Below are 25,899 nucleotides of genomic sequence, written 5' to 3' on the forward strand. Positions count from 1 at the left end.
GAGTCGATGCCCGGCGGGGCGCCGCATGCAGCATGGGTGCGGTTCGCCGCTCCGAGCGCTCGTAGGATCGGAGGATGTCGACCGATGCCAGCTCCGCCGAGTCCGTGTCCGCCGCAGCCACGCCCGCGCCGAGCCATTCGGCCGTCGACGCGGTCATCGCCGCCCTCACCGCGCAGGGCGTGGAACCGCGCGTGGTGTGGTTCGACGACGCCGTGACGACGGCGCAGCTCGCGGCCGACGCCCTCGGCGTCGAGGTCGGCCAGATCGCGAACTCGCTCATCTTCACGCTCGACGACGAGCCGATCCTCGTGCTGACCTCGGGCGCGCACCGCGTCGACACCGAATGGCTCGGCGAGCGTCTCGGCGGTGTCATCGGCCGCGCCTCGAAGGACGTGGTCAAGACCGCGACGGGGCAGGTCATCGGCGGGGTCGCGCCCGTGGGACATCCGACGCCGGTGCGCACGTACGTCGACGTCGACCTCGCGGCCTTCGACGAGGTGTGGGCGGCGGCCGGGCACGCGAAGACGGTCTTCCCGACGACCTTCGACGAGCTCGTGCGCATCACGGCCGGCACGCCCCACCCCGTCGTCCCTTCGGAGGCGTAGCCTGCATCTCCCCGACCCCCGCGCCATCCGCGCCCGTCGCAACAGCTCCTCCCCAAGGGCCGGCTGCTCCGCTGCGGTCACAACCTGTCGCAGACTCCGACACTGATGCTGTGGCGGGGTCAGTGTCGGAGTCTGCGCATCGTCACAAGGGCGACGCGCTCTGATTCCCTTGGGCTGGCCGAACTGCGAGGGGCGGTGAGCAGGAGACCTCGACGGAGGACTGATGGCCGAACACGACGCCTCCGGGCAGGCGCGTCGAACAGACTCGGTGGGGTACATCCTGCGCATTCGCCGCAGGTGCGACCTGAACCAGCGCGAGCTCGCTGCCGCAATCGGGCTCTCGCAGTCGCAGGTGGCGCGCATGGAGAACGCTCAACGACCGGTCGATGTCGAGGTGCTCGATAGGATCCTGCAGCTCGGTGGATTGCGCCTCGCGGTCCTCGACGAGGATGGTGCGGAGGTGAGATCGATTTCATCGGACGCGATTCGAGACAATGCCGACCGACGTCTTCCCGCACACCTCGACGTTGAGGCGCACGTTCGTCCGCCGCTCTCCAGGTTGCTCGTCGGGCATCGTGATCGTGTCGAACCGATCGCCTCGTATCAGCACCGTGAAGCGCGCGACCGGCGACGGCGAGCAAGTTCGCAGATGACCGGTGACCAGGTCCTCGATGACCAACCGACGCGACAGGAATTGCTCCACGCCGTTGAAACCGATCGGGAGGCGCGGCGGAATCGCGCGGCGATCCGAACTTCGGACCTGCTCAGCGTCGACTGCGCTTGTCCGGTCGCCTGCTGGGAGTCGGAGGGTTGCGTGCCGGACTGCTCATGCCGATGCGAGGCATCGTTCCACGAGACTGATCAGAGCCTTGACGCTGCTCGGCCGGGTTGGACGAAGTGAGCGCCAAGGACCGGGCATGCCGGGTGCGACGATGCCAGACGCGGCAGGCCCACGCGCAGCGGCATGGCCGGCATCGAGGTGCCCGGTGCCGAGGCGGCGCTCAGACGTCGCGCCTGGCGCCGTCGCTCGGGCGCACGACGAAGGTCGTCGGTGCGCCGAAGCCCTGCTCGGCGAACGCCGTGCGCACCTCGCGCTCGACCACGGGCACGAGCGCGTCGATGACGAGTGCGATCGCGGAGCCGCCGAAGCCGCCGCCGGTCATGCGCGCGCCGATCGCGCCGTTCGCCTGCGCGGTGCTCACCGCGAGGTCGATCTCGGGCACGGTGATCTCGAAATCGTCGCGCATCGAGACGTGCGAGGCGTCGAGCAGCGGTCCGATAGAGCCCGCGCCGTGCTCGCGCAGCGTGCGGACCGTGTCGAGCACGCGCTGGTTCTCGGTCACGATGTGTCGCACGCGGCGGAAGGTCTCGTCATCGAGCACGGCGGCCGCGCGTTCGAGGTCGTCCACGCGCACGTCGCGCAGCGACTCGACGCCCAGCGCCCTCGCGCCCGCCTCGCATGACGCGCGCCTTGCGGCGTACCCGCCGGTCGCATGCGCATGCGTGACGTTCGTGTCGATGACGAGGATCGAGAGGCCATCGGCGACGAGCCCCAGCGGGATCACCTCGGCGTCGAGGCTGCGGCAGTCGAGGAACACCGCCGCGTCGACCTGCGAGAGCAACGAGGCCGACTGATCGAGGATGCCGGTCGGCGCTCCGACGACGCGGTTCTCGGCGAGTTGACCGACTTTGGCCAGTGCGGGCCGATCGAGGCCGAGCCGCCAGTGCTCGTCGAGGGCGAGGGCGACCGAGCACTCGATCGCCGCCGATGACGACAGGCCGGCCCCGACGGGCACCGTGCTCGAGATGTGCAGGTCGACGCCCGGCACCGAGGCGAGATCGGCGCCGAACTGTCCGAGGGCCCACGCGACGCCGAGGGGATAGGCCGACCACCCGTCGAGCGACTCGGGCGACAGCTCGTCGAGATGCACCTCGACGACCTCGCTCGTGAACGTCGAGGAGACGCGTACGACACGATCGTCGCGGGCGCCGAGGGCGACGCAGGCCCGCTGGTCGATCGCGAACGGGAAGACGAAGCCGTCGTTGTAGTCGGTGTGCTCCCCGATGAGGTTGACGCGTCCGGGGGCCGACCAGACGCCGACCGGGTTGCGGCCGTACCGCTCGATGAAGCCGGCGGCGGTCTCTGCGGCGGGGTCCACGGCGTTGGCGGCGTCGGTCATGCTCGAGTTCCTTCGGAGTCGGTCGTGGGTGCGGGGCCGACAGCGGGGTCGGCGGTGAGTGCGGAGTCGGCAGCGGAGTCGGTGTCGACGACGGCATCCGCCTCGGCGATCGCGCGTCGCAGCGCGTCGGCCGCCGCCTCGGGCGTGACGTCGCCGATCCACGCGCCCATCGCCGCCTCGGACCCGGCGAGGTACTTGAGCTTGTCGGCCGCGCGGCGCGGGCTCGTCAGCTGCAGCATGAGGCGCACATCGTCGCGATGCTCGTGCACGGGGGCCTGGTGCCAGGCGGCGATGTACGGCGTGGGGGTGTCGTAGAGCCGGTCGACGCCGCGCAGCAGGCGCAGGTAGAGGCCGGCGAGTTCGTCGCGCTCGGCGAGCGAGGTCGCCGCGAAGTCGGGCACGTGCCGGTGGGGGAGCAGGTGGATCTCGATCGGCCAGCGCGCGGCGAACGGCACGAACGCGGTCCAGTGCTCGCCCGAGATCAGCACGCGGGGGCCGTTGCGCTCGCGCTCGAGGATGTCGGCCATGAGGCCGGGGCCGTAGTCGTCGATCGCCGCGAGCAGCCGCTCGGTGCGCGGGGTCACGTAGGGGTAGGAGTAGATCTGCCCGTGCGGATGCGGCAGCGTCACGCCGATCTCGCGCCCGCGGTTCTCGAACGGGAAGACCTCCGCGACGCCGGGCATCGCCGACAGCGCCGCGGTGCGCTGCGCCCACGCCTCGATGACGGTGCGGGCGCGCGAGCGGCTCAGCGAGCCGAACGACCCCTCGTGCGCGGGGCTGAAGCAGACGACCTCGCACCGGCCGACCGAGGTGCGGGTGCGCTCGAGCCCGATGCGGCGGAGATCGGCGAGCGTCTCGGCCGGTGAGGCACCGAGCGAATCAGGGTCGGCGAGCTCTGGTCCGAACGACGGCGACCGGTTCTCGAACACGGCGACGTCGTACACGCTCGGGATCTCGGAGGGGTTCTCGGCGGTCTGCGGGGCGAGCGGATCGAGATGCGCTGGTGGCAGGAAGACGCGGTTCTGCCGGGCGGCCGCGATCGAGATCCACTCGCCGGTGAGCGGGTCCTGCCGCATATGCGCGTTCGCCGGGCGGGGGTCGAGCGCGCGCTCGTCGACCGCCCGCTCGGACGGCAGCGTCGTGTCGGCGTCGTCGAAGTAGATGAGCTCGCGGCCGTCGGCGAGCTCGGCCCGGCGCACCGCGATGCGGTCGTCGGCGACGAAGGCAGAGGCAGAGGAAGAGGCGGAGGCGGAACCCGGTTCGGTGTCGTGCACGCGGCAACCCTACGCGATCTTCGTTTTGCAAACAACCGGGTTTCGTATTGCAAAATGCGCCTGCGTCGTCGAAGATGCCCATATGACGGATGTCGCGACCGGGCCACACACCGCGCTGAGCGCGCCCGAACGGCGCGAACGTGCGCTCGCCCTCGTCGCCGAACGCGGCTTCGTGCGCGTCGCCGAGCTGAGCGGCGTCTTCGGCGTCACGACCGTCACCGCGCGCGCCGACCTCGACGCGCTCGAGCGGCAGGGCTCCATCCGGCGGGTGCACGGCGGCGCGGTTCCCATCTCGTCGCTCATCGAGGCCGAGCGCCCCGAACGCGAACCGACGTTCGAAGAGGCGCTCGCGGCATCCGTCGAACCGAAGCGGCTCATCGGCGTGCTCGCGGCGTCCCTCGTGCGCAGCGGCCAGAGCATCATCCTCGACGTCGGCACGACGACGCTGCAGATCGCCCGAGCGCTGCGGGCGCGAGGCGACCTCGACGACGTCACGATCTTCACGAACGGCCTGTCGATCGCCCTCGAGCTCGAGCCCGAGATCCCGCGGTTCACGGTCATCGTCACCGGCGGAACCCTGAGGCCGAAGCAGCATTCGCTCGTGCATCCGCTCGCCGGCTCGATGCTCGACGAGGTGCACGTCGACCTCGCGTTCATCGGATGCAACGGGGTCGACCCCGTGCACGGCGTCACGAACGCGAACCTGCCAGAGGCCTCGGTGAAGACGCTCATGCTGCGCGCCGCCGCCCGTTCGGTCGTCGTCGCCGACGCCGCCAAGCTCGGCGAGGTGCACCTCGGCAGGATCGCCGCCGTCGACGCCTTCGACACCCTCATCACGGATGCCGCGGCGCCGCCGGCCCTCGTCGAGGAATTGCACGAGGCGGGGCTCGCGACCGTGCTCGCGAACGGCCCCGCTCGAGACCCTAGAGTGGAGGCATGACGCTTCCCACGGGCGAGCAGTTCGTGCTCGAGACCTCGACCGCGAGCGGTGACCTCAGCGCGACCATCACCGGCGTCGCCGCGGGTATCCGCGCCCTCAGCATCAACGGCATCGACCTCGTGCCCCCGTTCGCCGAAGACGTGCCGCCGCCGAGCGGGGCGGGCATCGTGCTGGTGCCCTGGCCGAACCGCATCCGCGACGGCATCTGGACGAACGACGGCGTCGAGCACCGCCTCGCGATCACCGAGCCCAAGCTGAACAACGCGATCCACGGGCTGCTGCGCTACACCGAGTACCGGCTCGTCGACCAGCAGCGCGACTCGGTCACGCTCGCGGCGACCGTGTTCCCGCAGCTCGGCTACCCGTACCTGCTCGAGACGGCGGTGCACTACGAGCTCGTCGCCGACGGGCTCCGCGTCACCCACCACCTCGAGAACCAGGGCGGCGAGGCGGCCCCGGTCGCCATCGGCACGCACCCGTTCCTCAAGATCGGCGGCGTGCCCACGGCAGACCTCGTGCTGCGGCTCGACGCCGCCAGCCACATCGAGGTCGACGAGCGGCTGCTGCCCACGGGCGAGGTGCCGGTCGACGGCACCGAATGGGATCTCCGCGACGGGCGCCGGGTCGGCGACCTCCAGCTCGACGATGCGTTCGGCGAGGTCGCGAGCCGCGACGGCGAGGTCCTGCACTCGCTCACCGCACCCGACGGCCGACGCGTGTCGGTCTGGGCCGACGACGAGTTCGAGTACGTGCAGGTCTTCACGAGCCGCAGCTTCCCGGGCGAGGAGGGTGACGTCGCCATCGCGATCGAGCCCATGACGGCGCCTGCCGAGGCGTTCAACTCGGGGCGCGGACTGCGCTGGCTCGATCCTGGCGAGGCGTGGGAGCTCTCGTGGGGCATCCGCTTCGAGGGGTTCACGGCCGAGTAGCGGCATCCGCCCGACCGCTCGCGCTGCTCGGTGGCGCCCAGCTCGGCGGCGCCCAGCTCAGCGGCGCCCCGCTCGGCGGCGCCCAGCTCAGCCGGTCGCGCAGCTGCCCGAGCCGACCTGCCGCACGAGCGAGGTCGCGTCGCCCGCGAACGCGGTGAGCGTCGACACCGGAATGGCGAAGCCGACGTTCTCGACGCCCTCCGACTTGGCGAAGACGACGCCGCCCACCGCGCCGTCGCCCGTCAGCACCGGCCCGCCCGAGTTGCCGTGATCGACCTGCGCCGCGAGGGTCATCACGTCGCGGGTCGACGATCCGCCGCCCTCGACGAAGGTCACCGGCCCCTCGGCCATGACGGTGCCGGGGCGCAGATCGAGCGGACCGCCGAACGGATACCCCGCCACGGCGATCTGCGACCCGGTCGGCGGGTCGGCGATCGGCAGCGGGGCGGCGTCGAGGTCGTCGACGGCGATGACCGCGAGGTCGAGGCCGGCGTCGAAGGCCACGATGCGGCCCGAACGTGCCGGGAGGCCCGGCGTCTCCACGACGGGTTCGCTCACCCCGGCCACGACATGCGCGTTCGTCACGATGCGGTCGGGCGCGATGACGAACCCGCTGCCCGACATCGAGACGCCGCATTCGAAGGCCGTGCCGGTGATGCGGACGACGGATGCCGCGGCCGCCACGATCTCGGGATCGTCGACCTCGCCCGACGGCACCTGCGGCGCGACCTCGGGCACCTCGAGCACGTCGACGAGCCACGGCAGCGCCTCGCCGACGGCCGCGCTGCGCACCTCGGCGAGGAAGCGCTGCGCGGGTTCGGGGGTCAGTGCATCGACCGTGGACAGCACGCGCGATCCCGCGATCGCGGGGGAGAGCACGGGCACGCCCATGGCCGAGACGCCCGAGGCGACGAGCACCACCACGAACACCGTGACGAGCAGGTTGCCGACCGCGCCGAGCAGGCGGTCGACGATGCCGAGCTTCACGGCCGCCGCACCGCGCCCGAGGGCCGCGCCGATGGCGCCGCCGATCGAGGCGCCGATGCCGATGAGCAGCAGGGCCGCGCCCAGCGCTGCGGGTGCGCGCCACTCCGGAGCGGCGACGAGGCCGGTGACCCATGGCATGGCCAGGGCCGCCGCGGCCGCGCCGAGCACGACGCCGATGAGTCCCGCCGCCGTTCGCAGCAGGCCGGCACGGTAGCCGTTCGCGACCGCGCCGATGAAGACGATGACGAGGAGGATGTCGAGCACCAGGCTCCAGTCCATCGGTGCTCCGTTCTTCGGGTCGGCATGATCGGGTCGGGCGTTGCGAGGTCGCGTGTCAGGGCCGGGGCGCCGCACGTCGGCGTGAGCCGAGGAGTCCAGCCTGCGGCATCCGCCTCTGAGCATGCTGCGAGCCGAGCCGAGCCGAGCCGAGCCGAGCCGAGCCGAGCCGAGCCGAGCCGAGGCCGGCCGCGCGTCGCGTGTGCGCGATTCCACCATGCTCGATGCGTCGACGCCGCGCCGGCTCGTGGACGCCGCACAATCGCCCGCCGCCCGAGCGCGGCGGTCGGCTAGCCTCGACACCAGCCCGGGCCGTTCGGGCGTTCACACGATGAGGAGTGACCCATGCGCGTCGGCATGTTCCTGAACTACGCGGGCGGATTCCGCGAGGTGGCCGACGAGGTCGTCGAACTCGAGCAGGCCGGCGTCGACCTCATCGCGATGCCCGAGGCGTACTCGTTCGACGCGGTCAGCCAGCTCGGATTCCTCGCGGCGCGCACCTCGCGCATCACGCTGGCCTCCGGCATCCTGCAGCTCTACACGCGCACGCCGAGCCTGACCGCGATGACCGCGGCGGGCCTCGACTACGTCAGCGACGGCCGGTTCGAGCTCGGCATCGGGGCATCCGGTCCGCAGGTCATCGAGGGCTTCCATGGGGTCAAGTACGACGCGCCGGTCGGTCGCATCCGCGAGATCATCGAGATCTGCCGCATGACCTGGCGTCGCGAGCCCGTCATCCACCAGGGCCGCAACTACCGCATCCCGCTGCCGGCGGGCGAGGGCACCGGACTCGGCAAGCCGCTGAAGCTCATCAACCACCCCGTGCGCGACCGCATCCCGATCTCGGTCGCCGCGCTCGGGCCGAAGTCCGTCGAGCAGACGGCCGAGATCGCCGACGGCTGGCTGCCCATGTTCTACCACCCCGAGAAGGCGGCCGACGTGTGGGGCGGTGCGCTCGCCGCGGGCGGCGCGAAGCGCTCCGACGAGCTCGGTGCGCTCGACGTCTACGCGAGCCCGGCGCTCGCGATCACCGACCGGCCGGAGCTGGCGGCGATGGCCCTTGCCTCGGTGAAGCCGCAGCTCGCGCTCTACGTCGGCGGCATGGGCGCGCGCGGCAAGAACTTCTACAACGACCTGATCTCGAGCTACGGCTTCGAGGCGGATGCCGCGCGCATTCAAGACCTCTACCTCGAGGGTCGTCGCGACGAGGCGATCGCCGCCGTGCCCGATGAGCTCGTGCGGGCGATCTCGCTCGTCGGCACGGCCTCCGAGGTCGCCGAGCGCGTCGCGGCGTTCCGCGAATCGGGCGTCACGACGCTCGCCGTCACGCCGCTCGCGCGCTCGTCGGCCGAGCGCGTCGGGCTCATGTCGGCGTTCCGCGAGATCGTGGGCTGAGCCTCCTTCCCCGTCGCCGACGCCCAGGACACGCATTCCCCGGTGCGTCGTCGACAACGTGGTCGCGCTCTCACCCGCCGATCATGACAACGGATGTCTCGAACCGGTCGATTTCGCCGAGAATCCAGCGCCGACTCTGGTGTAACGGCGTCGCCAGGCGTACCGTGATGCGTATTCGCACGAGGTCGTGCGAACCAAGGGGACACTTGGGGAGGAGCCGCCGGGACGGGAGCGTCCGATCCTCGCTGTGACGGGGCCGGATCCCCGTCGGGCGGTGCCCCGATCTTCACGCACGGCAGTTGACCGACAGGTTGTATGTCTCGTTCTGCGTGGTCAGTCCGACCTGTGCCGCCGGTTCTCGGTTGTCAGGGAGACGCACGGACACCCACCGCATCGCTTGTTTTCGTGAGCCGAGCTGCTGGCCGTCACGGACGAGCGCCCGCGCCGCGAGCCCTGTCGGCGGCTCCCGGTAGCCTGCCGCAACGCAGATCGAATGTGTTGGGAGCGGCGCGATGAAGGCCGAAAAAGCTGAGGCTGGTATTCGAGGACGGCATCGAGACCAAGAACCCGCGAGTGCCCCCGGGGAATTCCGACATCCCGACCCGCTGATTAAAAGTCAGCTGCTCTGCCTCTGAGCTACGGGGGCGAGCTCATGATCGAGAAACGATGCACAAGCTGCAAGCAGTCTAGGCCACTGACCGAGTTCAACGTCCGGCGCGCCTCCACCGACGGTCTCCAGAACATCTGCCGTGCCTGCAATCGCGCGCGTGCTCGTCGGTACTACGCCGACAATCGCGAGGCGCACATCCGTCGCGTCCTCGACTTCGACCATCGCGAAGACGAGAACAAGACTGCTGAAGTCATGAAGCTGGCGCAAGACGGGTATTCGATCGCACGCGTCATGGCCGAGATCGCGAAATGCGACGTGCGTTGTCGTAATTGTCACGCGCGCGTGACGTACGCCCGTCAAGGCAACACCTGGCGAACGATCTACCTGAGTAGGCGTGCCGCAGGCGACGCCCGGCCGGCGGAGTAGCCTTGCGTGGATGGCCTCAGACGACAGCTTCCACCGGCCGACCAGGTTCGCCCCGCACAAGTTCGACGCGATCGTGGGCGGCGAAGATCCCGCGCAGCTCAGCCGCATGGCGCACGACACCGCGTCGGCGCTGCTCGCGCGCGTGCGCGAGGACCCCGCCCCCGAGGTGGTCGCGCGCCTCGTGTCGTACACCGACGAGCACGGCATCGACGCGATCGCCGAACTCTGGTCGCATGCTTCGGCGAAGAGCCTGCCGGGCGCGCTCTGGCGGGTCTACCTGCTGCGCACGCTCATCCGTCAGGACCCGCAGGGTGTGAGTCTCGGCTACCGGCGCGGCGCCGAGGTCTCGCACACGATCGACCAGGTCGTCGCGGGCGCCCCGGCGCCTGCAGGCCCCGACGAGGTGCGCGAGCTCGCCGACCGCATCCTGCAGGGCGTGTTCACGGGCGACTTCGCCGTCGCGCTCGACCGGGCCGCTGCGTTCTGCCGGGTCGTGGCGGCCGGCTTCGCGAGCATCGCCGACGACGCGGATGCCTCGGACTCGGTGCATCCCGATCGGCCGGGCGAACTCACGCGGCGGGCCTTGCGGCTCACGCAGCTCGCCGACGAGCTCCTCGCCTGCGCCCGCCTCTGGCGCCGCGACGCGCTCGACTGACTGCGCGCGGCATGGGCATCGGCCGCGGGGGAAAGGCTCGGGCTGGGCGCACGGAATAGACCACCCCTCCGCCTCGTTTAGACTTGACGTGGCCGGCCGCAGTAACCCCGGGCTCCAATATTCGCCGCTCCGAGCGGCCTCGCGCCGAGAGGCGTTCCTGCGGCCGGCTACCCCATGTCTCAGGCGATGCGTTCTGCGGTTCCGCCCTCGTCCCACACCGTGATCCGTCGTTGCAGGTCCGTGCGTCCGAAGCGTCCGGCGGGCGAGTAGGTCTCGATGACGCGCTCGGGCCGCACACCCGGATGGCGCGCCCACACCTCGTCCAGCTGCGCGTCGGCGTCGGCGTCACCGGCATCCGCTCGCACCGTGAGCCCCGCGACGAGGTCCGCGAGGGCCAGGCGTTCGTCGTCGAGGTCGTCGTCGGTGGCGGCCATGGCGCCCCAGGCGTCCCAGAGCAGCAGCTCGCAGCGCTGCCGGTGGGCGAGGTCGGCGAGCACGTACCGCTGCACGAAGGCGGGGCCGAAGTAAGGGGTGCCCGGCCCGACGCCGTGATCGGCGAGGTCCGTGAGCCCGGCGCGGTGGGCGCTCCACGCCTCGGCGGCGGTGCGGAATCCGGTCGCGCCGCCCCGCGGGTACTCCCCGCCCTGGGGCAGGTCGTCCACGGCGAAGTCGAACCCCGCTTGCTCCAGTTCGGGGTCGAACCGCCGCCAGCGGCCTTCGGCCTCGTCCCAGCGCTCGGCGACGACGTGGTCGTGCAGGTACCCGGGGGCGAAGTAGCCCGCGAACCCGAGGCGGGTGCGCGCCGGGATGCCGTGCTCGCGCAGCACCGCGACCGAGAGCAACGAGTGGTCGCGGCAGCATCCGCCCACACGGCAGGATGCCTCGCGCGGGGCGTCGAGCGCGCCGGGCTGCCGCTCGGCGAGGGCGTCGAGCAGCGAGCCGAGCCAACGGCGGTCGATGTCCGCGAGCTGGTCGGGACCGACGCCGCCGGGGGTCGCGCGGTAGTGGTCGATGACGCCGGTCACCACGCGATGCAGCGCCGCGAAGTCGGTGCCGACGTCGCGGAGGAGCGGGGCGTGCTCGCCCGGATCGGAGAACTCCGAGTGCACGCGATAGCGGTCGACGAGGTCGGCCCTGGCCGAGGCTCGGGCGGGGTCGGCGGTCTGGATCCAGGTCATGGGGTGTTCGGTCATGCCACGAGCGTGAGGCCTGCCCCAAGGGCGGAGTCAAGCCCAGCCGGGATCACGACGGAACCGGGATCGCGATCGTGGCGACGAGGTCTCCCGTCGCCGTGCTCCACGGCCGTTCGTAGAGCTCGCGCGGCGCCCCGGTCGCGCCCCCGAGCCGCTCGGCGGCGCGACCGACGGCCTCGTAGAACCGCAGCAGTGCGGGGTAGGCGAGTTCCTCGGCGGTGACGTCGACGGCGGCGAGGCGCTGCGCGGGCTCCATGCGCAGCACGACCTCGTCGACCGGGTCGGCGCTGCCCTCGTAGGGCACCGCGGTCTCGATGCGGCCGGGGAGGCCGAAGCCGACGGGGTCGTGGAACACGAGCTGGTGGGCGTCGACGGGGCTCGCGCCCTGCTCGGCGAGATGGCGGCGCAGGGCGATGACGTCGGCGACCGTCGTCGGAAGGAGCTCCGACTGCTCGACCACTCGCGTGATGGCGGCCATCCTGCGTGCAGGCCGGTCGACGAGTCGCACGCGTTCCGTCGCGGCCTCGGCGGCGTCACGGTCGACCTGCGCCCTCGCCGCGTCGTCGGCCACGAGATCGACGACCTGGCTGCGCTCGGCGAACGTGGCCCGCTCGGCGTTCCACCACTGGGTGAGTTCGCGCCGCAGCGCGTCGCGCGGCGTGTCGAGCATGGCCTGCACGCGCGCGATCGGCATCCCGATGCGCCGCAGCGCCTGGATCGATCGGGCTCGGGCGAGCTCCGCCTCGCCGTACCTGCGGTACCCGGTCGCCGGGTCGACGGATGCCGGGACGAGCAGTCCGTTCGCCTCGTAGAGTCGCAGCGCCTTGGGCGAGAGCCCCGATGCGCGCGACATCTCGCCGGTGCCGAGTTCGTGCATGGCTCGACGCTAGCGGGTCGGAGGTCTCTCGGCAGCGTGCGATCGGCCCCGCGGCATCCGCGTAGCATCGTTGCATGACCGTGACGCTCCTGCTCGAACCGCTGCCCGCCGACGCTCGAGTCGACGACTTCGCGTCGACGTTCCGCGAGGTTCCGGCCGAGGCCCCCGCGCTGCGCGTCGGCGAGCTCTCGACGCAGCGCGGCGACGGCGTCTTCGAGACGATCTCGGTCACGAACGGTCACGCGCAGGAGACCGGTCCGCACCTCGAGCGGCTGCGCAACTCGGCGGTGATCTGCGAGCTTCCCGAGCCGAACCTGCCGCAGTGGCGCGCCGCGATCGCCGCGGCGGTCGAGCTGCTGCCTGCCGAGGGGGAGTTCGCCCTGAAGCTCGTGCTGAGCCGCGGCGTCGAGCACGGGCCGGCGCCGACCGCCTGGCTGCATGCGGCCCCGGCAGCCGACTTCACGCGCGTGCGCGAGCAGGGCATCGGCGTCGTCACGCTCGATCGCGGCTACGCGCACGATGCCGCGGCGAAGGCGCCGTGGCTCCTGCTCGGCGCGAAGACGCTGAGCTACGCGACGAACATGGCGGCGCTGCGCGAGGCGCACCGGCGCGGCGCCGACGACACGATCTTCACCTCGTCCGACGGGTTCGTGATGGAGGGCCCGACCTCGAGCGTGATCCTTCGTCACGGCGACGTGTACTCGACCCCCGCGCCGTCGGGCGCGATCCTGCACGGCACCACGCAGATGAGCCTCTTCGACCACCTCGCCGAGATCGGGCGGCTCACGGAGTACCGCGACATCCGCGTCGACGAGCTCGCGACGGCCGACGCCATCTGGCTCGTCTCGAGCGTTCGACTGGCCGCGGGCGTCACCGAGCTCGACGGCGCCGTCTTCCCGTACGACGCCGACGAGACGCGCGCGTTCAACGCCTACCTGCTGACACCGCGCGACTGAGCCCCGCGTGAGCGACCCCTGAACGGGGAATTGCGCTCGGATGAATTCCCTCTCGACGCTGGTTTGTAAATGTTGCTAACATAACCCCACGCGATCAGTGAAGTGAGCGAGCGGAGGGTGGCACCCATGCACGAGGAACCGGACAGGGAACCACGTCATCGCGCCGCCGTCGAGGCGTTCGAGGGCTCGACCGCGATCGTCGAACTCCTTGCGCGGCGCGGCATCGTCGTCGCGCCGCACGTCGCCGCTCGACTCGGACTGGGGCTCGGCGGCGACGCCGATGCGATCATCGAGGTGGCCTCTGAGCTGCGCGCTTCGCAGCGGCTCGGCCTCGCCTCGCTGCCCGACCCGCTGCCGCTGGTGCCCGCGATCGATGCGGCCGTCGGCCCCGCCGGTGAACGTCTCGCCCCTTGGGAACGGCAGGCGCTCGTCATCGCCGCCGTCTGCGTCGACGATCGCAGCGACGTGCTGCTCGCCGCGACCGGCCGGTCGATGGCCGAGCTCGTCGAGAGCCGCCTGAGCCGCCACCTGCTGCTCGTCGCGGGTCACTTCGCCTTCGCCGACCCCCGCACCCGGGTCTGGGCGCACGCGCATGCGTCGCTCGCCGACCGCACCGCGGCCCACGACGCGCTCGCCGAGGCCTACGGCGCGACGGGCGTCGGCGACCTCGCGGTCTGGCATCGGTCGCTGGCCACGCTCGAGGGCTCGAGCGACCTCGTCGAGCCGCTCCTCGAGATCGCGAGACGAGCGGATGCCGCCGGCGAAGCCGAATGGGCCCACTCGGTCGCCCGCGAGGCCGTGAGCCACGCCTTCGGCGACCAAGCCGTCCTGGCGCGGCACATGGCCGGGCGCGCGGCCCTGCACGCCGGATTCGTCGAGGAGGCCGAGCGCTGGTTCGACGTCGTGCTCCGCACGGGCGACGAGCGCAGTCGCACCGCCGTGCTCGGCGACTACCTCATCGCGGTGGCCATGCTGACCGGCGATGTGCCCGACCGCGAACTCGATGAGCGACTCGAGCGCAGCGAGCTCGACCCGTGCGATGACGCGGGCCGCGCCGGACTCCTGCGGGCCGTGCTGCTGGCGGCCGGCCTCCTCGCCGAGCAGGGGGCGATGCATCGGTCGGCGCGCAGGCTCGCGGAAGCCCATGCCCTGCTCGACGGCTCGGACCTCGAGCGCGACGAGTGGCGCATCATGTACGCCTGGTGCGCGCTCTTCGGCCCGGTGGGGTTCGCTGCAGACCTTCCGCACGCGCCCACGGACGGTGCCGACTCATCGCTGCCCGATTCGGCGCTCATTCCCGAGGCGACCCTGTTCGGTGGCATCCGCGCCCTGACGTCCGCGCTCGAACGTGGTCTCGGCGGCGGCGCCGGCGGTGCGGCCCGCAGCCTCGGCATGCGGCGGGAACTCGTCGGCGGTGCCGACGCGCCGGCCTCCTCATGCGTGGAGCGCACGCCGCTCATGCGCGCCGAGCGGGCCGTCGCGATCGCGCTCCTCGAACTCTGGGCCGGTGAGGTCCGGCGAGCGGCGAGCGGCCTGCGGCAGGCGGCATCCGACCTGCCCGTCGCGCTCGCGTTCGGCGGCCTCGGCGCGGCGCTCGCCCGGCGCCTGGAGCTCATCTCCACGGGCGAGATCGGGCCGTGGGCGCGATCGCTCGAGGCCGCGCTGCCGCAGCCCGCGTTCGGAGTCCGGCGCGAGGACCTCATCGACCGCGCGATGTCGGCGCACCTGCTGGGGCGCCGTGCCGAAGCGGAGACGCTCGTCGCGCTCGCCGACGAGCGGGCCCACAGCGGCTTCGGATCCGGCCTGCACCTGCCCGGCCTCGACGCCGCGGCCGAGCACCTCGCCGACGCCGGCGATGCGCCCACCGGCGCGCGCCGGGAGTCGGCGCGGCGAACGCCCGATGCCAGGCTCGCGAGCGAACTCCGGCACCGCATGCGGTGCATCGATCGCGCGGCGTTCGAGGAGGACTATGCCGTGGTCGCCGAACGGGCGCGGGAGATCGTCTCGCCATACGAACGGGCCCGCACCGAACTCATGCTCGCGCGCGTGAGCGCGTCGTTCGGCGCGGCGGATCGGGCCGATCGGCACCTCGTGGCCGCCGAGCACCTCTTCGGCGACAGCGGCGCGATCGGATGGCTCCGAGCGGTCGCGGCGGAACGTGCGGCGCAGGCGGCTCGCGCTCGGACCGACGACCTCACTGCGCCCGGCCGTCTCCGGACGGAAGGCGCCCCGTCCCGGGTCGCCGGCGCACACCCCGCGGACGATGGCCGGCGTGTCGGCCGAGCGGACGTCACCGACATCGGGTCCGGTGGGACCGCGGCATCCGCTCGACCGCTGACGCCGCTCGCGCGTCCGGCCGAACCCGACTCCTCAGATCTCGCGGAGTGCCGCGACGCCTGGGCGCGGGTGCTGACCGAACGCGAGCTCGAGGTCGCGATGCTCGTCGTCGAGGGCATCTCCAACCGCGACGCGGCTGCTCGGCTCTTCGTCTCGGTGCGCACCGTCGAGGTGCACGTCGGGCGCGTGTTCTCCAAGCTCGCCGTGCACTCGCGCGTCGAGCTCGCGGTGCTCGCCCACCGCATGCGCGGGCGCATGTCGGGCACGCCTACGTAGTCCTGCGTATGCGTGGATGTGCTGATTCGTCGCCGTCGCGCCCTGCACTAGCGTCGGGCTGCCCGCGCGGTGCGGGACGAGACATCCGAATCAGACGGGAACGACATGCGAACACCCAGTCGAATGCGCGCGCGGATCGTGACCGCCGCGGCCGGCGTCGGCCTGCTCCTGGCGGCACTGGTCCCCCCGATGGTGGCGAACGCGGCCGAGCCGTGCGCCACCGCCTGGAGCGCGGCGACCACCTACACCGGCGGCGAGAAGGCCTCCCACCAGGGCGTGAACTACACGGCCAAGTGGTGGACGCAGAACAACGTGCCGGGCACCGAGCAGTGGGGGCCGTGGGAGAGCAACGGGGCCTGCGGCGCGACGACGCCCGACCCGACGCCGACGCCGACCCCGACGCCCACCCCGACCCCGACGCCCACGCCCACCCCGACGCCCACGCCCACTCCGACGCCCGATCCCGAGCCCGGCACCCCGTGGACCACGAACCCCGACGAGCAGTGCCGCCCCGACGGTCTCTACCAGACCCCGGGCGTCGACGTGCCCTACTGCGACGTCTACGACACCGCCGGCCGTGAGAAGCTGCCCAACGGCCTCGAGCATCGAGTGATCGGCTACTTCACGAGTTGGCGCACGGGCGAGAACGGGGCGCCGAGGTACCTCGCGAGCGACATCCCGTGGACGAAGCTCAGCCACATCAACTACGCCTTCGCCCACATCGATGGTGCGGGCAAGGTGTCCGTCGGCGCGGAGGCTGCCGGCGACGCGGCGACCGAGCTCACCTGGCCCGGAGTCGCGGGTGCCGAGATGGACCCGGCACTGCCGTACAAGGGCCACCTCAACCTGCTCGAGAAGTACAAGAAGGCGAACCCCGGCGTGAAATCCCTCGTCTCGGTCGGCGGCTGGGCCGAGACCGGCGGCCACTTCGCGGCCGACGGCTCGCGGGTCGGCGACGGCGGCTTCTACACGATGACCGAGTCGCAGGCGAAGATCGACACGTTCGCCGACTCGGCGGTCGCGTTCATCCGCCAGTACGGCTTCGACGGCGTCGACATCGACTACGAGTACGCCACGAGCAACAGCAAGGCCGGCAACCCCGACGACTTCGGCTACTCCGACGCTCGACGCGGCGTGCTCTGGTCGAACTACGTCAAGCTCATGAAGACGCTTCGCGAGAAGCTCGACCGGGCGGGCGCCGCAGACGGCCAGTACTACATGCTCACCGTCGCGGCTCCCGCGTCGGGCTGGCTGCTCCGCGGTCAGGAGGTGCACCAGGTCGTGCAGTACCTCGACTACGTCAACATGATGAGCTACGACCTGCACGGCGCATGGAACGAGTACGTGGCCGGCAACGCGCCGCTGTTCGACAACGGCCAGGACCCCGAGCTCGCAGCGGGCGGCGTCTACAGTGCGTACAAGAACATCGGCTACCTGAACGGCGACTGGGCGTACCACTACTTCCGCGGTGCGATCCAGGCCGGCCGCATCAACCTCGGCGTGCCGTTCTACACGCGCGGCTGGACGGGTGTGACGGGCGGCGTCGACGGGCTCGGCGGCACTGCGGCGCTGCCCGACCAGACGAAATGCGCCTTCGGCACGGGTGCGACGATCGGCGGCACCGCCAAATGCGGCAACGGCGCGGGCGGCATCGACAACCTCTGGCACGACGTCGACGCCATGGGCATCCAGATGGCCGCGGGCGCGAACCCGATCTGGCACGTGCTCAACCTGCAGAACGGCAAGGTCGGCGACTACGCCGCGAGCTACGGCTCGCCCACCGGTCCGCTCGTGGGCACCTACGCGCACAAGTTCGACCCGGTGACGAAGACCGAGTGGTGGTGGAACTCGACCACGAAGACCTTCCTCTCGGGCGACAGCGACCAGGCGATCCAGGCCAAGGCCGACTACGTGGCCCAGAACGGCCTCGGCGGCGTCATGATCTGGGAGCTCGCCGGCGACTACGGCTACGACTCGGCGAAGGCCCAGTACACGATGGGCTCGACCCTCGTGAACAAGCTGCACGCGACCCTGTCGGCCTCGCAGCCGTACAAGGCGGCGAAGGCGAACGTCCCGATGCCGACCGAGGCGATCGACCTGCAGGTGTCGTACAGCGAGTTCGCGCTGGGCGACAACAACTACCCGATCAACCCGAAGGTCACGTTCACGAACAACTCCACGGCGGCGATCCCGGCGGGTGCGAAGATCACCTTCGACACGGCCACGAGCGACACGGGCGAGCTCAAGGAGCAGAACGGCTGGGGCATCACGAAGGTCAAGAGCGACCACACCGGCAGCAATGTCGGCGGCCTCAAGGGCGACTTCCACACGTACACGATCACGGTGCCCTCCGGTGGAATCCCCGCGGGCGGCTCGGCGTACACCAAGTTGTCGTGGTCGATGCCGATGGCGCAGCTCTCGAACCTGCGAGTGCAGATCGGCTCGCAGACGTTCGCGACGCTCTACGACCTGCCCCGTGGCGTGAGCGTCGTCGCGCCGGGCGGCGGCTCGGGCGGCCCCGGTGGCGGCGGGTCGGGCACATGCGATGCGCCGGCCTGGAGCGCCACGGCGGTCTACACCGGAGGCCAGAAGGTCTCGTACAACGGCGCCGAGTACACCGCGAAGTGGTGGACCAGCGGCGACACGCCCGGATCGAACGACGTGTGGGGTGCCGCCGCCGCCTGCTGAACCACATCCGGTCGGCGGTGCCCCTTCACCGTCGACCGGATGCCCCATGGCCGAGGTCCCCTCAATGCGGATCCGAGGCCCGAGCGGAGCCGAGTACGTAGCACTACGTACTCGGCTCCGTCGCGTCCGCCCGACCATGTGGATCGTGCGGACGACGAGCCGCGGCATCCGCTCGTAGCTTTGCGATGAGGGGCGCACCCGCGCCCGTTCCTCCCTCGAAGAAGGACACCATGCAGAGACAGAGAAGCACGCGACGGGGCTTGCGCACGGCGCTCGCCACCCTCGCCACCGGTGCGATGGTCGCCGGTCTCGCCGCGGTCGGCGCCGCCGCCCCCGCCGCTGCCGCCGAACCGGCGCCCAGCACCCTGAACGGATATCGCAACGTGGGCTACTTCGCCCAGTGGGGCGTCTACGACCGGGCGTTCCAGGTGAAGAACCTGGAGACCTCGGGCGCCGCGAAGGACCTCACCCACCTCAACTACGCGTTCGGCAACATCCACTACCAGTCGGGTGAGTGCTTCATCGCGAACAAGGCGCAGGGCACCGGCCCCAACGGCTCCGACGGCGCGGGCGATGCCTGGGCGGACTTCGGCATGGGCTACACGGCCGCGAACTCGGTCTCGGGCACCACCGACACCTGGGACCAGCCGCTCGCGGGCAACTTCAACCAGCTCAAGCAGCTGAAGGCGAAGCACCCCGACCTCAAGGTCATGCTGTCGATCGGCGGCTGGACCTGGTCGAAGAACTTCTCGACGGTCGCGGCGACGGATGCCTCGCGCAAGAAGTTCGTCTCGAGCTGCGTCAACCTCTACCTCAAGGGCAACCTGCCCGTCATCGACGGCCGTGGTGGCGCCGGTGCCGCAGCGGGCGTCTTCGACGGCATCGACATCGACTGGGAGTGGCCCGGAACCGACGCGGGCGAGGTCGGCAACCACGTCGACCCCGTGAACGACAAGGCGAACTTCAAGGCGCTGCTCAAGGAGTTCCGCACCCAGCTCGACGCCTACGGCGCCACGAACGGCAAGGCCTACCAGCTCTCGGCGTTCCTGCCCGCGAGCCCGGCCGTGATCAGCGCCGGCGGATGGAACGACCCGCAGATCTTCGACTACCTGGACTTCGGCAACATCCAGGGCTACGACCTGCACGGTGCCTGGAACCCGACGCTCACCGGTCATCAGATCAACCTGTACGACGACCCGAAGGACACGCGTCCCGCCGGGGAGCAGTTCAGCGCCGACAAGGCCGTGCGCACGTACCTCAACGCCGGTATCCCGCCCGCCCAGCTCGGCCTGGGCCTCGCCGCCTACGGTCGCGGCTGGCAGGGTGCCACCTCGTCCAACGCCTGGGGGCCTGCGACGCAGGCCGCTCCCGGCACGTTCGAGGCGGGCTTCGAGGACTACTCGAAGCTGAAGAACCGCGGCACGGCCTACTACGACGCCGCAGTCGGCGCCTCGTGGCGCTACGACGGCAACCAGTGGTGGAGCCTCGACGACACCAAGACGGTCAACCAGAAGGCCGACTACATCGTGGCCAAGGGCCTCGGCGGCTCGATGTGGTGGGAGCTCGACGGCGACCGCGAGGGCGAGCTCGTCAAGGCGATGGCGTCGAAGCTGCGCGCCGCCCCGACCGGCCCGTCGACCGACCCGACGAACCCGACCGATCCGACGGACCCGACGGACCCCACCGACCCGACGGACCCGACGGACCCGACGGACCCGACCGACCCGACCGACCCGACGGACCCGGGCGCCTGCACGGCTCCCGCGTGGTCGTCGGCCGCGGTCTACACCGGCGGAGCGAAGGTCTCGTACAACGGCTCGGAGTACACGGCGAAGTGGTGGACGCAGGGCGACGTCCCGACCGCGGGCGGCCCGTGGGCGAAGATCGACGCATGCGACCCGACGGATCCCACGGACCCGACCGACCCGACCGATCCCACTGACCCGACCGACCCCGGCGTCGCAGCCTGGAGCGCGACGACGGTCTACACGGGCGGCCAGACGGTCAGCCACAAGGGCGCGACCTACAAGGCGAAGTGGTGGACGCAGGGCAACGAGCCCGGCGCAGAGCAGTGGGGCCCCTGGGAGCTCCAGTGATCGCCTGATCAGATGAGACGCGGATGCCCCGGAGCGAACTTCGCTCCGGGGCATCCGTCTTGCATGCGGCGCCCGCGGCGGCCGCGGCATCCGATCAGCCGAATCGGCCCGAGACGTAGTCCTCGGTCGCCTTCACCGTCGGGTTCGAGAAGATCGTCGTGGTCTGGTCGTACTCGATGAGCTTGCCGGGCTTGCCGGTGCCCGCGATGTTGAAGAACGCGGTCTTGTCGGACACGCGGCTCGCCTGTTGCATGTTGTGCGTCACGATCACGATCGTGTACTGCTGCTTGAGCTCCTCGATGAGGTCCTCGATGGCGAGCGTCGAGATCGGGTCGAGCGCCGAGCACGGCTCGTCCATGAGGATGACCTCGGGGGAGACCGCGATCGCACGGGCGATGCAGAGTCGCTGCTGCTGGCCGCCCGAGAGCCCGGAGCCCGGACGGTCGAGGCGGTCCTTCACCTCGTTCCAGAGGTTGGCGCCCTGCAGCGAACGCTCGACGAGGTCGTCGGCGTCCGTCTTGGAGATCCGCGCGTTGTTCAGCTTCACGCCGGCGAGCACGTTCTCCTTGATCGACATCGTCGGGAACGGGTTCGGGCGCTGGAAGACCATGCCCACCTGACGGCGCACGAGCACCGGGTCGACGTCGGGGTCGTAGAGGTTGTTGCCGTCGATGAGCACCTCGCCCTCGACGCGGGCGCCGGGGATCACCTCGTGCATGCGGTTGAGCGTACGCAGGAACGTCGACTTGCCGCAGCCGGACGGGCCGATGAAGGCGGTGACGCTGCGGGGCTCGATCTCGAGCCCGACGCCCTCGACCGCGAGGAACTTGCTGTAGTACACGTTGAGGTCACGGACCTCGATGCGCTTTGACACGGGTTTCCTTACTGGCTCGCGGTTCAGCGACCGAACTTGGGGGCGAAGAAGCGGGCGATGAGTCGGGCGATGAGGTTCAGCGCCATGACGATGAGGATGAGGGTGAGTGCGCCCGCCCAGGCGCGATCGAGGTACGCCTCAGGCGGATTGCCCTGGTTGGCGTACTGGGTGTAGACGAACACGGGCAGCGAGCTCATGCGTCCCTCGAAGAGGTTGTAGTTCATGCTCTGCGTGAAGCCGGCGGCGATGAGCAGCGGCGCGGTCTCGCCGATGACGCGGGCGATCGAGAGCATGATGCCCGTCGTGATGCCGGCGATCGAGGTGGGCAGCACGACCTTGAGGATCGTCAGCCACTTCGGCACGCCGAGCGCGTACGCGGCCTCGCGCAGCTCGTTCGGCACGAGTCGCAGCATCTCCTCGCTCGAGCGCACGACGACGGGGATCATGAGCACGGCCAGCGCGATGGCGCCGGCGATGCCCAGGCGCACGCCGGGGCCGAAGAAGATCGCGAACACGGCGTAGGCGAACAGGCCCGCGACGATGGAGGGGATGCCGGTCATGACGTCGACGAGGAAGGTGATGCCCTGCGCGAGCCGGCCGCGACCGTACTCGACGAGGTAGATCGAGGTGAGCAGGCCGATCGGGATCGAGATGATCGCCGCCGCGCCGGTCATCAGCAGGGTGCCGACGATCGCGTGCAGTGCGCCGCCGCCCTCGCCCGTGACGTTGCGCATCGACGACGTGAAGAACTCCGCGTCGAACCGTGCGGCGCCGAGGGTGATGACGGTGACGGCCAGCGAGATGAGGGGGATCATCGCGAGCACGAATGCGGCCGTGACGAGCGCGGTGACCAAGCGGTCCTTCGCACGCCGGGCGCCCTCGACGAGGCGCGAGAAGATCCAGATCGAGGGGATGTAGAGCACGCCGCCGACGGCGAGCGCACCGCCCCAGTTGAAGGCGGAGCCGGCCGCGAGCCCGACGACGGCGAACAGGGCGGCGGAGACCGCCAGCGCGGCACCGAGGATGATCCACGGCGCCGGCGTGGGCAGGCGGCCCGCCGTGAGCGAGTTCGCGATGGGCGTCGCGGTGCGGGGTTCTTGAGGGGTCGTGACGGTCATCAGTTGGCTCCCGAGAAGTCCTTGCGGCGGCTGACGATCCAGCGGGCGAGCGCGTTGACCGCGAAGGTCACGACGAAGAGGATGAGGCCGGTGGCGATCAGGACGTTGACGTTGAGTCCGTAGGCCTCCGGGAAGCTGAGCGCGATGTTCGCGGCGATGGTCGACGGATTCACCGAGGTCAGCAGCTGGAAGCTGATCACGCCCGAAGCGGAGAGCACCATGGCGACGGCCATGGTCTCGCCCAGGGCGCGACCGAGTCCGAGCACGGAGGCCGAGACGATGCCGGAGCGGCCGAACGGCAGCACGGCCATGCGGATCATCTCCCACCGGGTCGCGCCGAGTGCGAGCGCCGCCTCCTCGTGGAGCACGGGGGTCTGCAGGAAGACCTCGCGGCAGATGGCGGTCATGATCGGCAGCACCATCACGGCGAGGACGACCGCCGCCGTGAGGATCGTGCGGCCGGTGCCCGAGACCGGGCCGGCGAAGAGCGGGAACCAGCCGAGGTTCTCGACGAGCCAGGAGTACACGGGCTGCACCGCCGGGGCGAGCACGCCGATGCCCCAGAGGCCGAAGACCACCGAGGGCACCGCGGCGAGCAGATCGACGATGTAGCCGAGCACCGATGCCAGGCGACGGGGTGCGTAGTGCGAGATGAAGAGGGCGATGCCGATCGAGACCGGCAGCGCCATGAGCAGTGCCAGCGCGGCGGCCCAGATGGTGCCGAAGAGCAGGGGACCGACGTACTCCCAGAAGTTCGTCGTGAGGATCGACGCATCCTCGCTCGTCGCGAACAGCGCGGGGATGCTCTGCACGATGAGGAAGACGGCGACGGCAGCGAGCGTGACGAGGATCATCGATCCGGCGAAGACCGCCGAACCTGAGAAGACCCGATCGCCGGGCCGCTGCTTGGCCTTGATCGTGGTGGCCGGGGAACTCATGTGTGTCGAAATCCTCGAATCGGGGAGTCGGTGTTTGAGAGACATGATCGTGCCCGACCCCGCGTGAAGAGCACGGAGGGGTCGGGCACGAACCTACTACTTGATCGAGTCGATCGCAGCGTTGATCTTGTCGCGGAGCGAGTCCGAGATCGGTGCCGAGCCGGCGTCGGTCGCGGCGACCTCCTGGCCGGCCTCGCTCGCCGTGAAGGCGAGGTAGGACTTCAGCAGTTCGACGTTGGCCGGGTCGGCGTACTCGCCGCAGGCGATGAGGTAGCTGACGAGCACGATCGGGTAGACGCCCGTGTCCTCGGCGTTGCGGTCGAGCTCGATCGCGAGGTCGCCATCGGCGCGGCCCTCGGCGAACGGCGACGCGTCGACGACGGCCGACGCGGCCTCGGGGGAGTACGGCACGAACGCGTCGCCGACCTTGACCGAGACGGTGCCGAGGTCACCGGCGCGCGAGGCGTCGGCGTAGCCGATGGTGCCGGAGCCGCCGGTGACGGCGTCGATCACGCCGGACGTGCCCTGCGCGGCCTCGCCGCCCTCGAGCGGCCACTCCTCGACCGAACCCTCGGTCCACACGTCGGGAGCCGCGGCACCCAGGTAGTCGGTGAAGTTGCCCGTGGTGCCCGACTTGTCGGAGCGGTGCACGGCCGTGATGGCCAGGTCGGGCAGCGTCGCGTCGGGGTTCGTCGCGGCGATGGCCGGGTCGTTCCAGTTCGTGATCGTGCCGGCGAAGATGCCCGCGATCGTCGCGGCGTCGAGGTCGAGGCTGTCGATGCCGTCGAGGTTGAAGACGACCGCGATCGGCGAGATGTAGACGGGGAGTTCGACGATGCTCGAGTCGGGGGCGCAGGCGGTGAAGCCGCCCGCGGCGATCTCCTCGTCGTTGAACGCGCGGTCGGAACCGGCGAAGTCGCTCGCACCGGCGAGGAACGTGTCGCGGCCGGCACCCGAACCCGAGGGGTCGTAGTCGATCGTGACGTCGGGGTTCTCGGTCTGGAAGCCGGCGATCCACGACTGCTGTGCGGTGTCCTGGGAGGATGCGCCGGCGCCGACGAGGTTGCCGGAGAGCGTCGAGGTCGACTCCTCGGGTGCGGCCGCGCCGCCTTCGTTCGTGGCACAGGAGCTGAGCGCGAGCGCCGCAGTGACGGCGACGACGGCTGGCACGCCGAAACGCTTGAGGTTCACGTGAGGTTCCCTTCCGGGGATTCGATTGCAGGTACCGGGCCGGTGCCGACCCGCCTGCGACGCTAATCAGCGCGCCTTACGAGCTTGCGCTGAAGTGGTGAACGGAAGGTGAACGACCGCTGTCCGATGCGGATCGCGGCCCATCGGCGACGCGATCCCGGCAGTCAGACGCGGGGTGCGTGGGTCTCGATCGCGATGATGCCGGAGCCGGAGTTCGTCGCCGAGAGGTGCACCACGCTGAACCCGCCCGGCTCCAGCTCCGCGGCATCCGTCACATAGGAGCCGAGCGGAGTCGAGGTCGCGAGGGCGACCTCGCGCACGATCTCGGGCAGCACCGGCCCGTGGCTGCAGACCACCGCCGCGCGACCGGACCGCACGCGCTTGCCGATGACCCGGCGTACGTCGGCGTCGCCCGTCGACCAGGCGTCCTGGCTGATGCGGTCGTCGAGCTTGACCTTGACCGAGGTCGTCGCCGAGAGCGGACGCACCGTGGTGACGCAGCGGATGGCCGGGCTGGAGACGATGCGGGTCGGATGCCACGCCCGAAGGGTCTCGACGAGCGCGGCGGCCTGCTGCACGCCGTGCGCGCTCAGCGGTCGCGCGGTGTCGGCGCCCTTCCAGGACCCGCGGGACACGGCCTTGCCGTGACGCAGCAGGATCAGCGGGAACGTGCTCGTCACGCCCTGCTCGACCAGCGCGGCGAAGTTCTCGAGGATCTCGACGTCGGGCGCGTACGAGAGGTACGTGCGGGCCCGCTTGATCGTGACCCACTCGAGCGCCGCGACCTCTCCGTTCGGCTTGAACGTCGAACGCTGGAGCGCGTGGTCGCTGACCTCGCCCGCCCAGTAGTGCACGACCTTCTCGCGCCCGTTCGGCATCACGTAGCGCGAGACGCCGACCGGCACGCCGAGCGCGATCTCGAGCCCCGTCTCTTCGGCGATCTCGCGCACGGCGGTCTGGGGAAGGGACTCGCCCGGGTCGACCTTGCCCTTGGGGATGGTGACGTCGCCGTGCACCGTGCGGTGGATGAGGAGCACGTGCATGCGGCCGTCGATCATGCGCCAGCACACCGCTCCCG

The 25,899-nt window shown here is 70.9% G+C and carries 21 protein-coding genes and 1 tRNA gene; 11 read left to right on the top strand and 11 right to left on the bottom strand.

The genetic code is table 11. The annotated features are described in order from the left end of the window. The first annotated feature begins 74 nt into the window (after positions 1-74). Positions 75-605: a YbaK/EbsC family protein gene (locus AC3IPY_RS06000; RefSeq protein WP_489187355.1), complete on the top strand. Its 531-nt coding sequence runs from the start codon at positions 75-77 to the stop codon at positions 603-605. Between the two features lie 223 nt (positions 606-828). Then, positions 829-1,506, top strand: a complete 678-nt coding sequence (locus AC3IPY_RS06005; RefSeq protein WP_489187356.1) for a helix-turn-helix domain-containing protein — start codon at positions 829-831, stop codon at positions 1,504-1,506. A gap of 100 nt (positions 1,507-1,606) precedes the next feature. On the opposite strand, the gene galK is transcribed toward AC3IPY_RS06005, so the two are convergent. Together galK and galT are read right to left on the bottom strand one after the other, a co-directional pair. Then, positions 1,607-2,785, bottom strand: a complete 1,179-nt coding sequence (gene galK / locus AC3IPY_RS06010) for a galactokinase (RefSeq protein WP_489187358.1) — start codon at positions 2,783-2,785, stop codon at positions 1,607-1,609. After that, the gene (gene galT, locus AC3IPY_RS06015; protein ID WP_489188255.1) at positions 2,782-3,990 is read right to left on the bottom strand and encodes a galactose-1-phosphate uridylyltransferase; all 1,209 of its coding nucleotides are present in this window, start codon (positions 3,988-3,990) and stop codon (positions 2,782-2,784) included. Before galT ends, galK begins: the two co-directional genes overlap by 4 nt. A 151-nt stretch (positions 3,991-4,141) precedes the next feature. On the opposite strand from galT, the gene AC3IPY_RS06020 reads away from it, so the two are divergent. Further along, positions 4,142-4,999, top strand: coding sequence for a DeoR/GlpR family DNA-binding transcription regulator (locus AC3IPY_RS06020; RefSeq protein WP_489187360.1), 858 nt, complete (start codon positions 4,142-4,144; stop codon positions 4,997-4,999). Further along, on the top strand, positions 4,996-5,928 hold the full coding sequence (locus AC3IPY_RS06025; protein ID WP_489187362.1) for an aldose 1-epimerase family protein: 933 nt from the start codon (positions 4,996-4,998) through the stop codon (positions 5,926-5,928). The genes AC3IPY_RS06020 and AC3IPY_RS06025 overlap by 4 nt, the downstream gene beginning before the upstream one ends. An 87-nt stretch (positions 5,929-6,015) precedes the next feature. Here AC3IPY_RS06025 and AC3IPY_RS06030 read toward each other — a convergent pair whose 3' ends face one another. Beyond that, positions 6,016-7,194 (bottom strand): MarP family serine protease, encoded by a 1,179-nt coding sequence (locus AC3IPY_RS06030; RefSeq protein ID WP_489187363.1) that lies wholly within the window; start codon positions 7,192-7,194, stop codon positions 6,016-6,018. 342 nt (positions 7,195-7,536) lie between these two features. Between AC3IPY_RS06030 and AC3IPY_RS06035 the strand changes: the two genes are divergently transcribed. Continuing rightward, the gene (locus AC3IPY_RS06035) at positions 7,537-8,586 is read left to right on the top strand and encodes an LLM class F420-dependent oxidoreductase (RefSeq protein ID WP_489187364.1); all 1,050 of its coding nucleotides are present in this window, start codon (positions 7,537-7,539) and stop codon (positions 8,584-8,586) included. 574 nt (positions 8,587-9,160) lie between these two features. On the opposite strand, the gene AC3IPY_RS06040 is transcribed toward AC3IPY_RS06035, so the two are convergent. Further along, positions 9,161-9,232: transfer RNA gene (locus AC3IPY_RS06040), tRNA-Lys, on the bottom strand. A 6-nt stretch (positions 9,233-9,238) separates the two neighbouring features. Between AC3IPY_RS06040 and AC3IPY_RS06045 the strand changes: the two genes are divergently transcribed. Together AC3IPY_RS06045 and AC3IPY_RS06050 are read left to right on the top strand one after the other, a co-directional pair. After that, positions 9,239-9,622: a hypothetical protein gene (locus tag AC3IPY_RS06045; protein WP_489187365.1), complete on the top strand. Its 384-nt coding sequence runs from the start codon at positions 9,239-9,241 to the stop codon at positions 9,620-9,622. A 10-nt stretch (positions 9,623-9,632) separates the two neighbouring features. Then, on the top strand, positions 9,633-10,277 hold the full coding sequence (locus tag AC3IPY_RS06050; protein ID WP_489187367.1) for a DNA-directed RNA polymerase subunit beta: 645 nt from the start codon (positions 9,633-9,635) through the stop codon (positions 10,275-10,277). Positions 10,278-10,456: 179 nt separating this feature from the next. On the opposite strand, the gene AC3IPY_RS06055 is transcribed toward AC3IPY_RS06050, so the two are convergent. Both AC3IPY_RS06055 and AC3IPY_RS06060 read right to left on the bottom strand, forming a co-directional pair. Beyond that, entirely contained in the window at positions 10,457-11,470 is a 1,014-nt protein-coding gene (locus tag AC3IPY_RS06055; RefSeq protein ID WP_489187368.1) for a transglutaminase-like domain-containing protein, read from the bottom strand. A 49-nt stretch (positions 11,471-11,519) separates the two neighbouring features. After that, complete coding sequence (locus tag AC3IPY_RS06060) at positions 11,520-12,347, bottom strand: MerR family transcriptional regulator (RefSeq protein WP_489187369.1); 828 nt, start codon at positions 12,345-12,347, stop codon at positions 11,520-11,522. Positions 12,348-12,421: 74 nt separating this feature from the next. On the opposite strand from AC3IPY_RS06060, the gene AC3IPY_RS06065 reads away from it, so the two are divergent. The 4 genes from AC3IPY_RS06065 to AC3IPY_RS06080 all read left to right on the top strand — a co-directional run bounded on the left by AC3IPY_RS06065 (position 12,422) and on the right by AC3IPY_RS06080 (position 20,700). Beyond that, positions 12,422-13,303, top strand: coding sequence for an aminodeoxychorismate lyase (locus AC3IPY_RS06065; protein WP_489187370.1), 882 nt, complete (start codon positions 12,422-12,424; stop codon positions 13,301-13,303). Between the two features lie 126 nt (positions 13,304-13,429). Further along, the gene (locus AC3IPY_RS06070) at positions 13,430-15,916 is read left to right on the top strand and encodes a helix-turn-helix transcriptional regulator (protein WP_489187371.1); all 2,487 of its coding nucleotides are present in this window, start codon (positions 13,430-13,432) and stop codon (positions 15,914-15,916) included. 138 nt (positions 15,917-16,054) lie between these two features. Continuing rightward, on the top strand, positions 16,055-18,604 hold the full coding sequence (locus AC3IPY_RS06075; protein WP_489187373.1) for a glycosyl hydrolase family 18 protein: 2,550 nt from the start codon (positions 16,055-16,057) through the stop codon (positions 18,602-18,604). Positions 18,605-18,834: 230 nt separating this feature from the next. Continuing rightward, complete coding sequence (locus AC3IPY_RS06080; protein ID WP_489187374.1) at positions 18,835-20,700, top strand: glycosyl hydrolase family 18 protein; 1,866 nt, start codon at positions 18,835-18,837, stop codon at positions 20,698-20,700. Between the two features lie 94 nt (positions 20,701-20,794). Here the strand turns inward: AC3IPY_RS06080 and pstB are convergent, their stop codons facing one another. The 5 genes from pstB to AC3IPY_RS06105 all read right to left on the bottom strand — a co-directional run bounded on the left by pstB (position 20,795) and on the right by AC3IPY_RS06105 (position 25,879). After that, positions 20,795-21,574 (bottom strand): phosphate ABC transporter ATP-binding protein PstB, encoded by a 780-nt coding sequence (pstB, locus tag AC3IPY_RS06085; RefSeq protein ID WP_489187375.1) that lies wholly within the window; start codon positions 21,572-21,574, stop codon positions 20,795-20,797. 23 nt (positions 21,575-21,597) lie between these two features. Beyond that, complete coding sequence (gene pstA / locus AC3IPY_RS06090) at positions 21,598-22,692, bottom strand: phosphate ABC transporter permease PstA (RefSeq protein ID WP_489187377.1); 1,095 nt, start codon at positions 22,690-22,692, stop codon at positions 21,598-21,600. Beyond that, positions 22,692-23,630, bottom strand: coding sequence for a phosphate ABC transporter permease subunit PstC (gene pstC / locus AC3IPY_RS06095; RefSeq protein WP_489187378.1), 939 nt, complete (start codon positions 23,628-23,630; stop codon positions 22,692-22,694). The genes pstA and pstC overlap by 1 nt, the downstream gene beginning before the upstream one ends. Positions 23,631-23,726: 96 nt before the next feature. Beyond that, positions 23,727-24,821, bottom strand: a complete 1,095-nt coding sequence (locus AC3IPY_RS06100; RefSeq protein ID WP_489187380.1) for a phosphate ABC transporter substrate-binding protein PstS — start codon at positions 24,819-24,821, stop codon at positions 23,727-23,729. Positions 24,822-24,985: 164 nt separating this feature from the next. Continuing rightward, the gene (locus AC3IPY_RS06105; protein ID WP_489188257.1) at positions 24,986-25,879 is read right to left on the bottom strand and encodes an NUDIX hydrolase; all 894 of its coding nucleotides are present in this window, start codon (positions 25,877-25,879) and stop codon (positions 24,986-24,988) included. Between the last annotated feature and the right edge of the window lie 20 nt (positions 25,880-25,899).

The sequence above is a fragment of the Agromyces sp. GL_144 genome, from assembly GCF_057834305.1.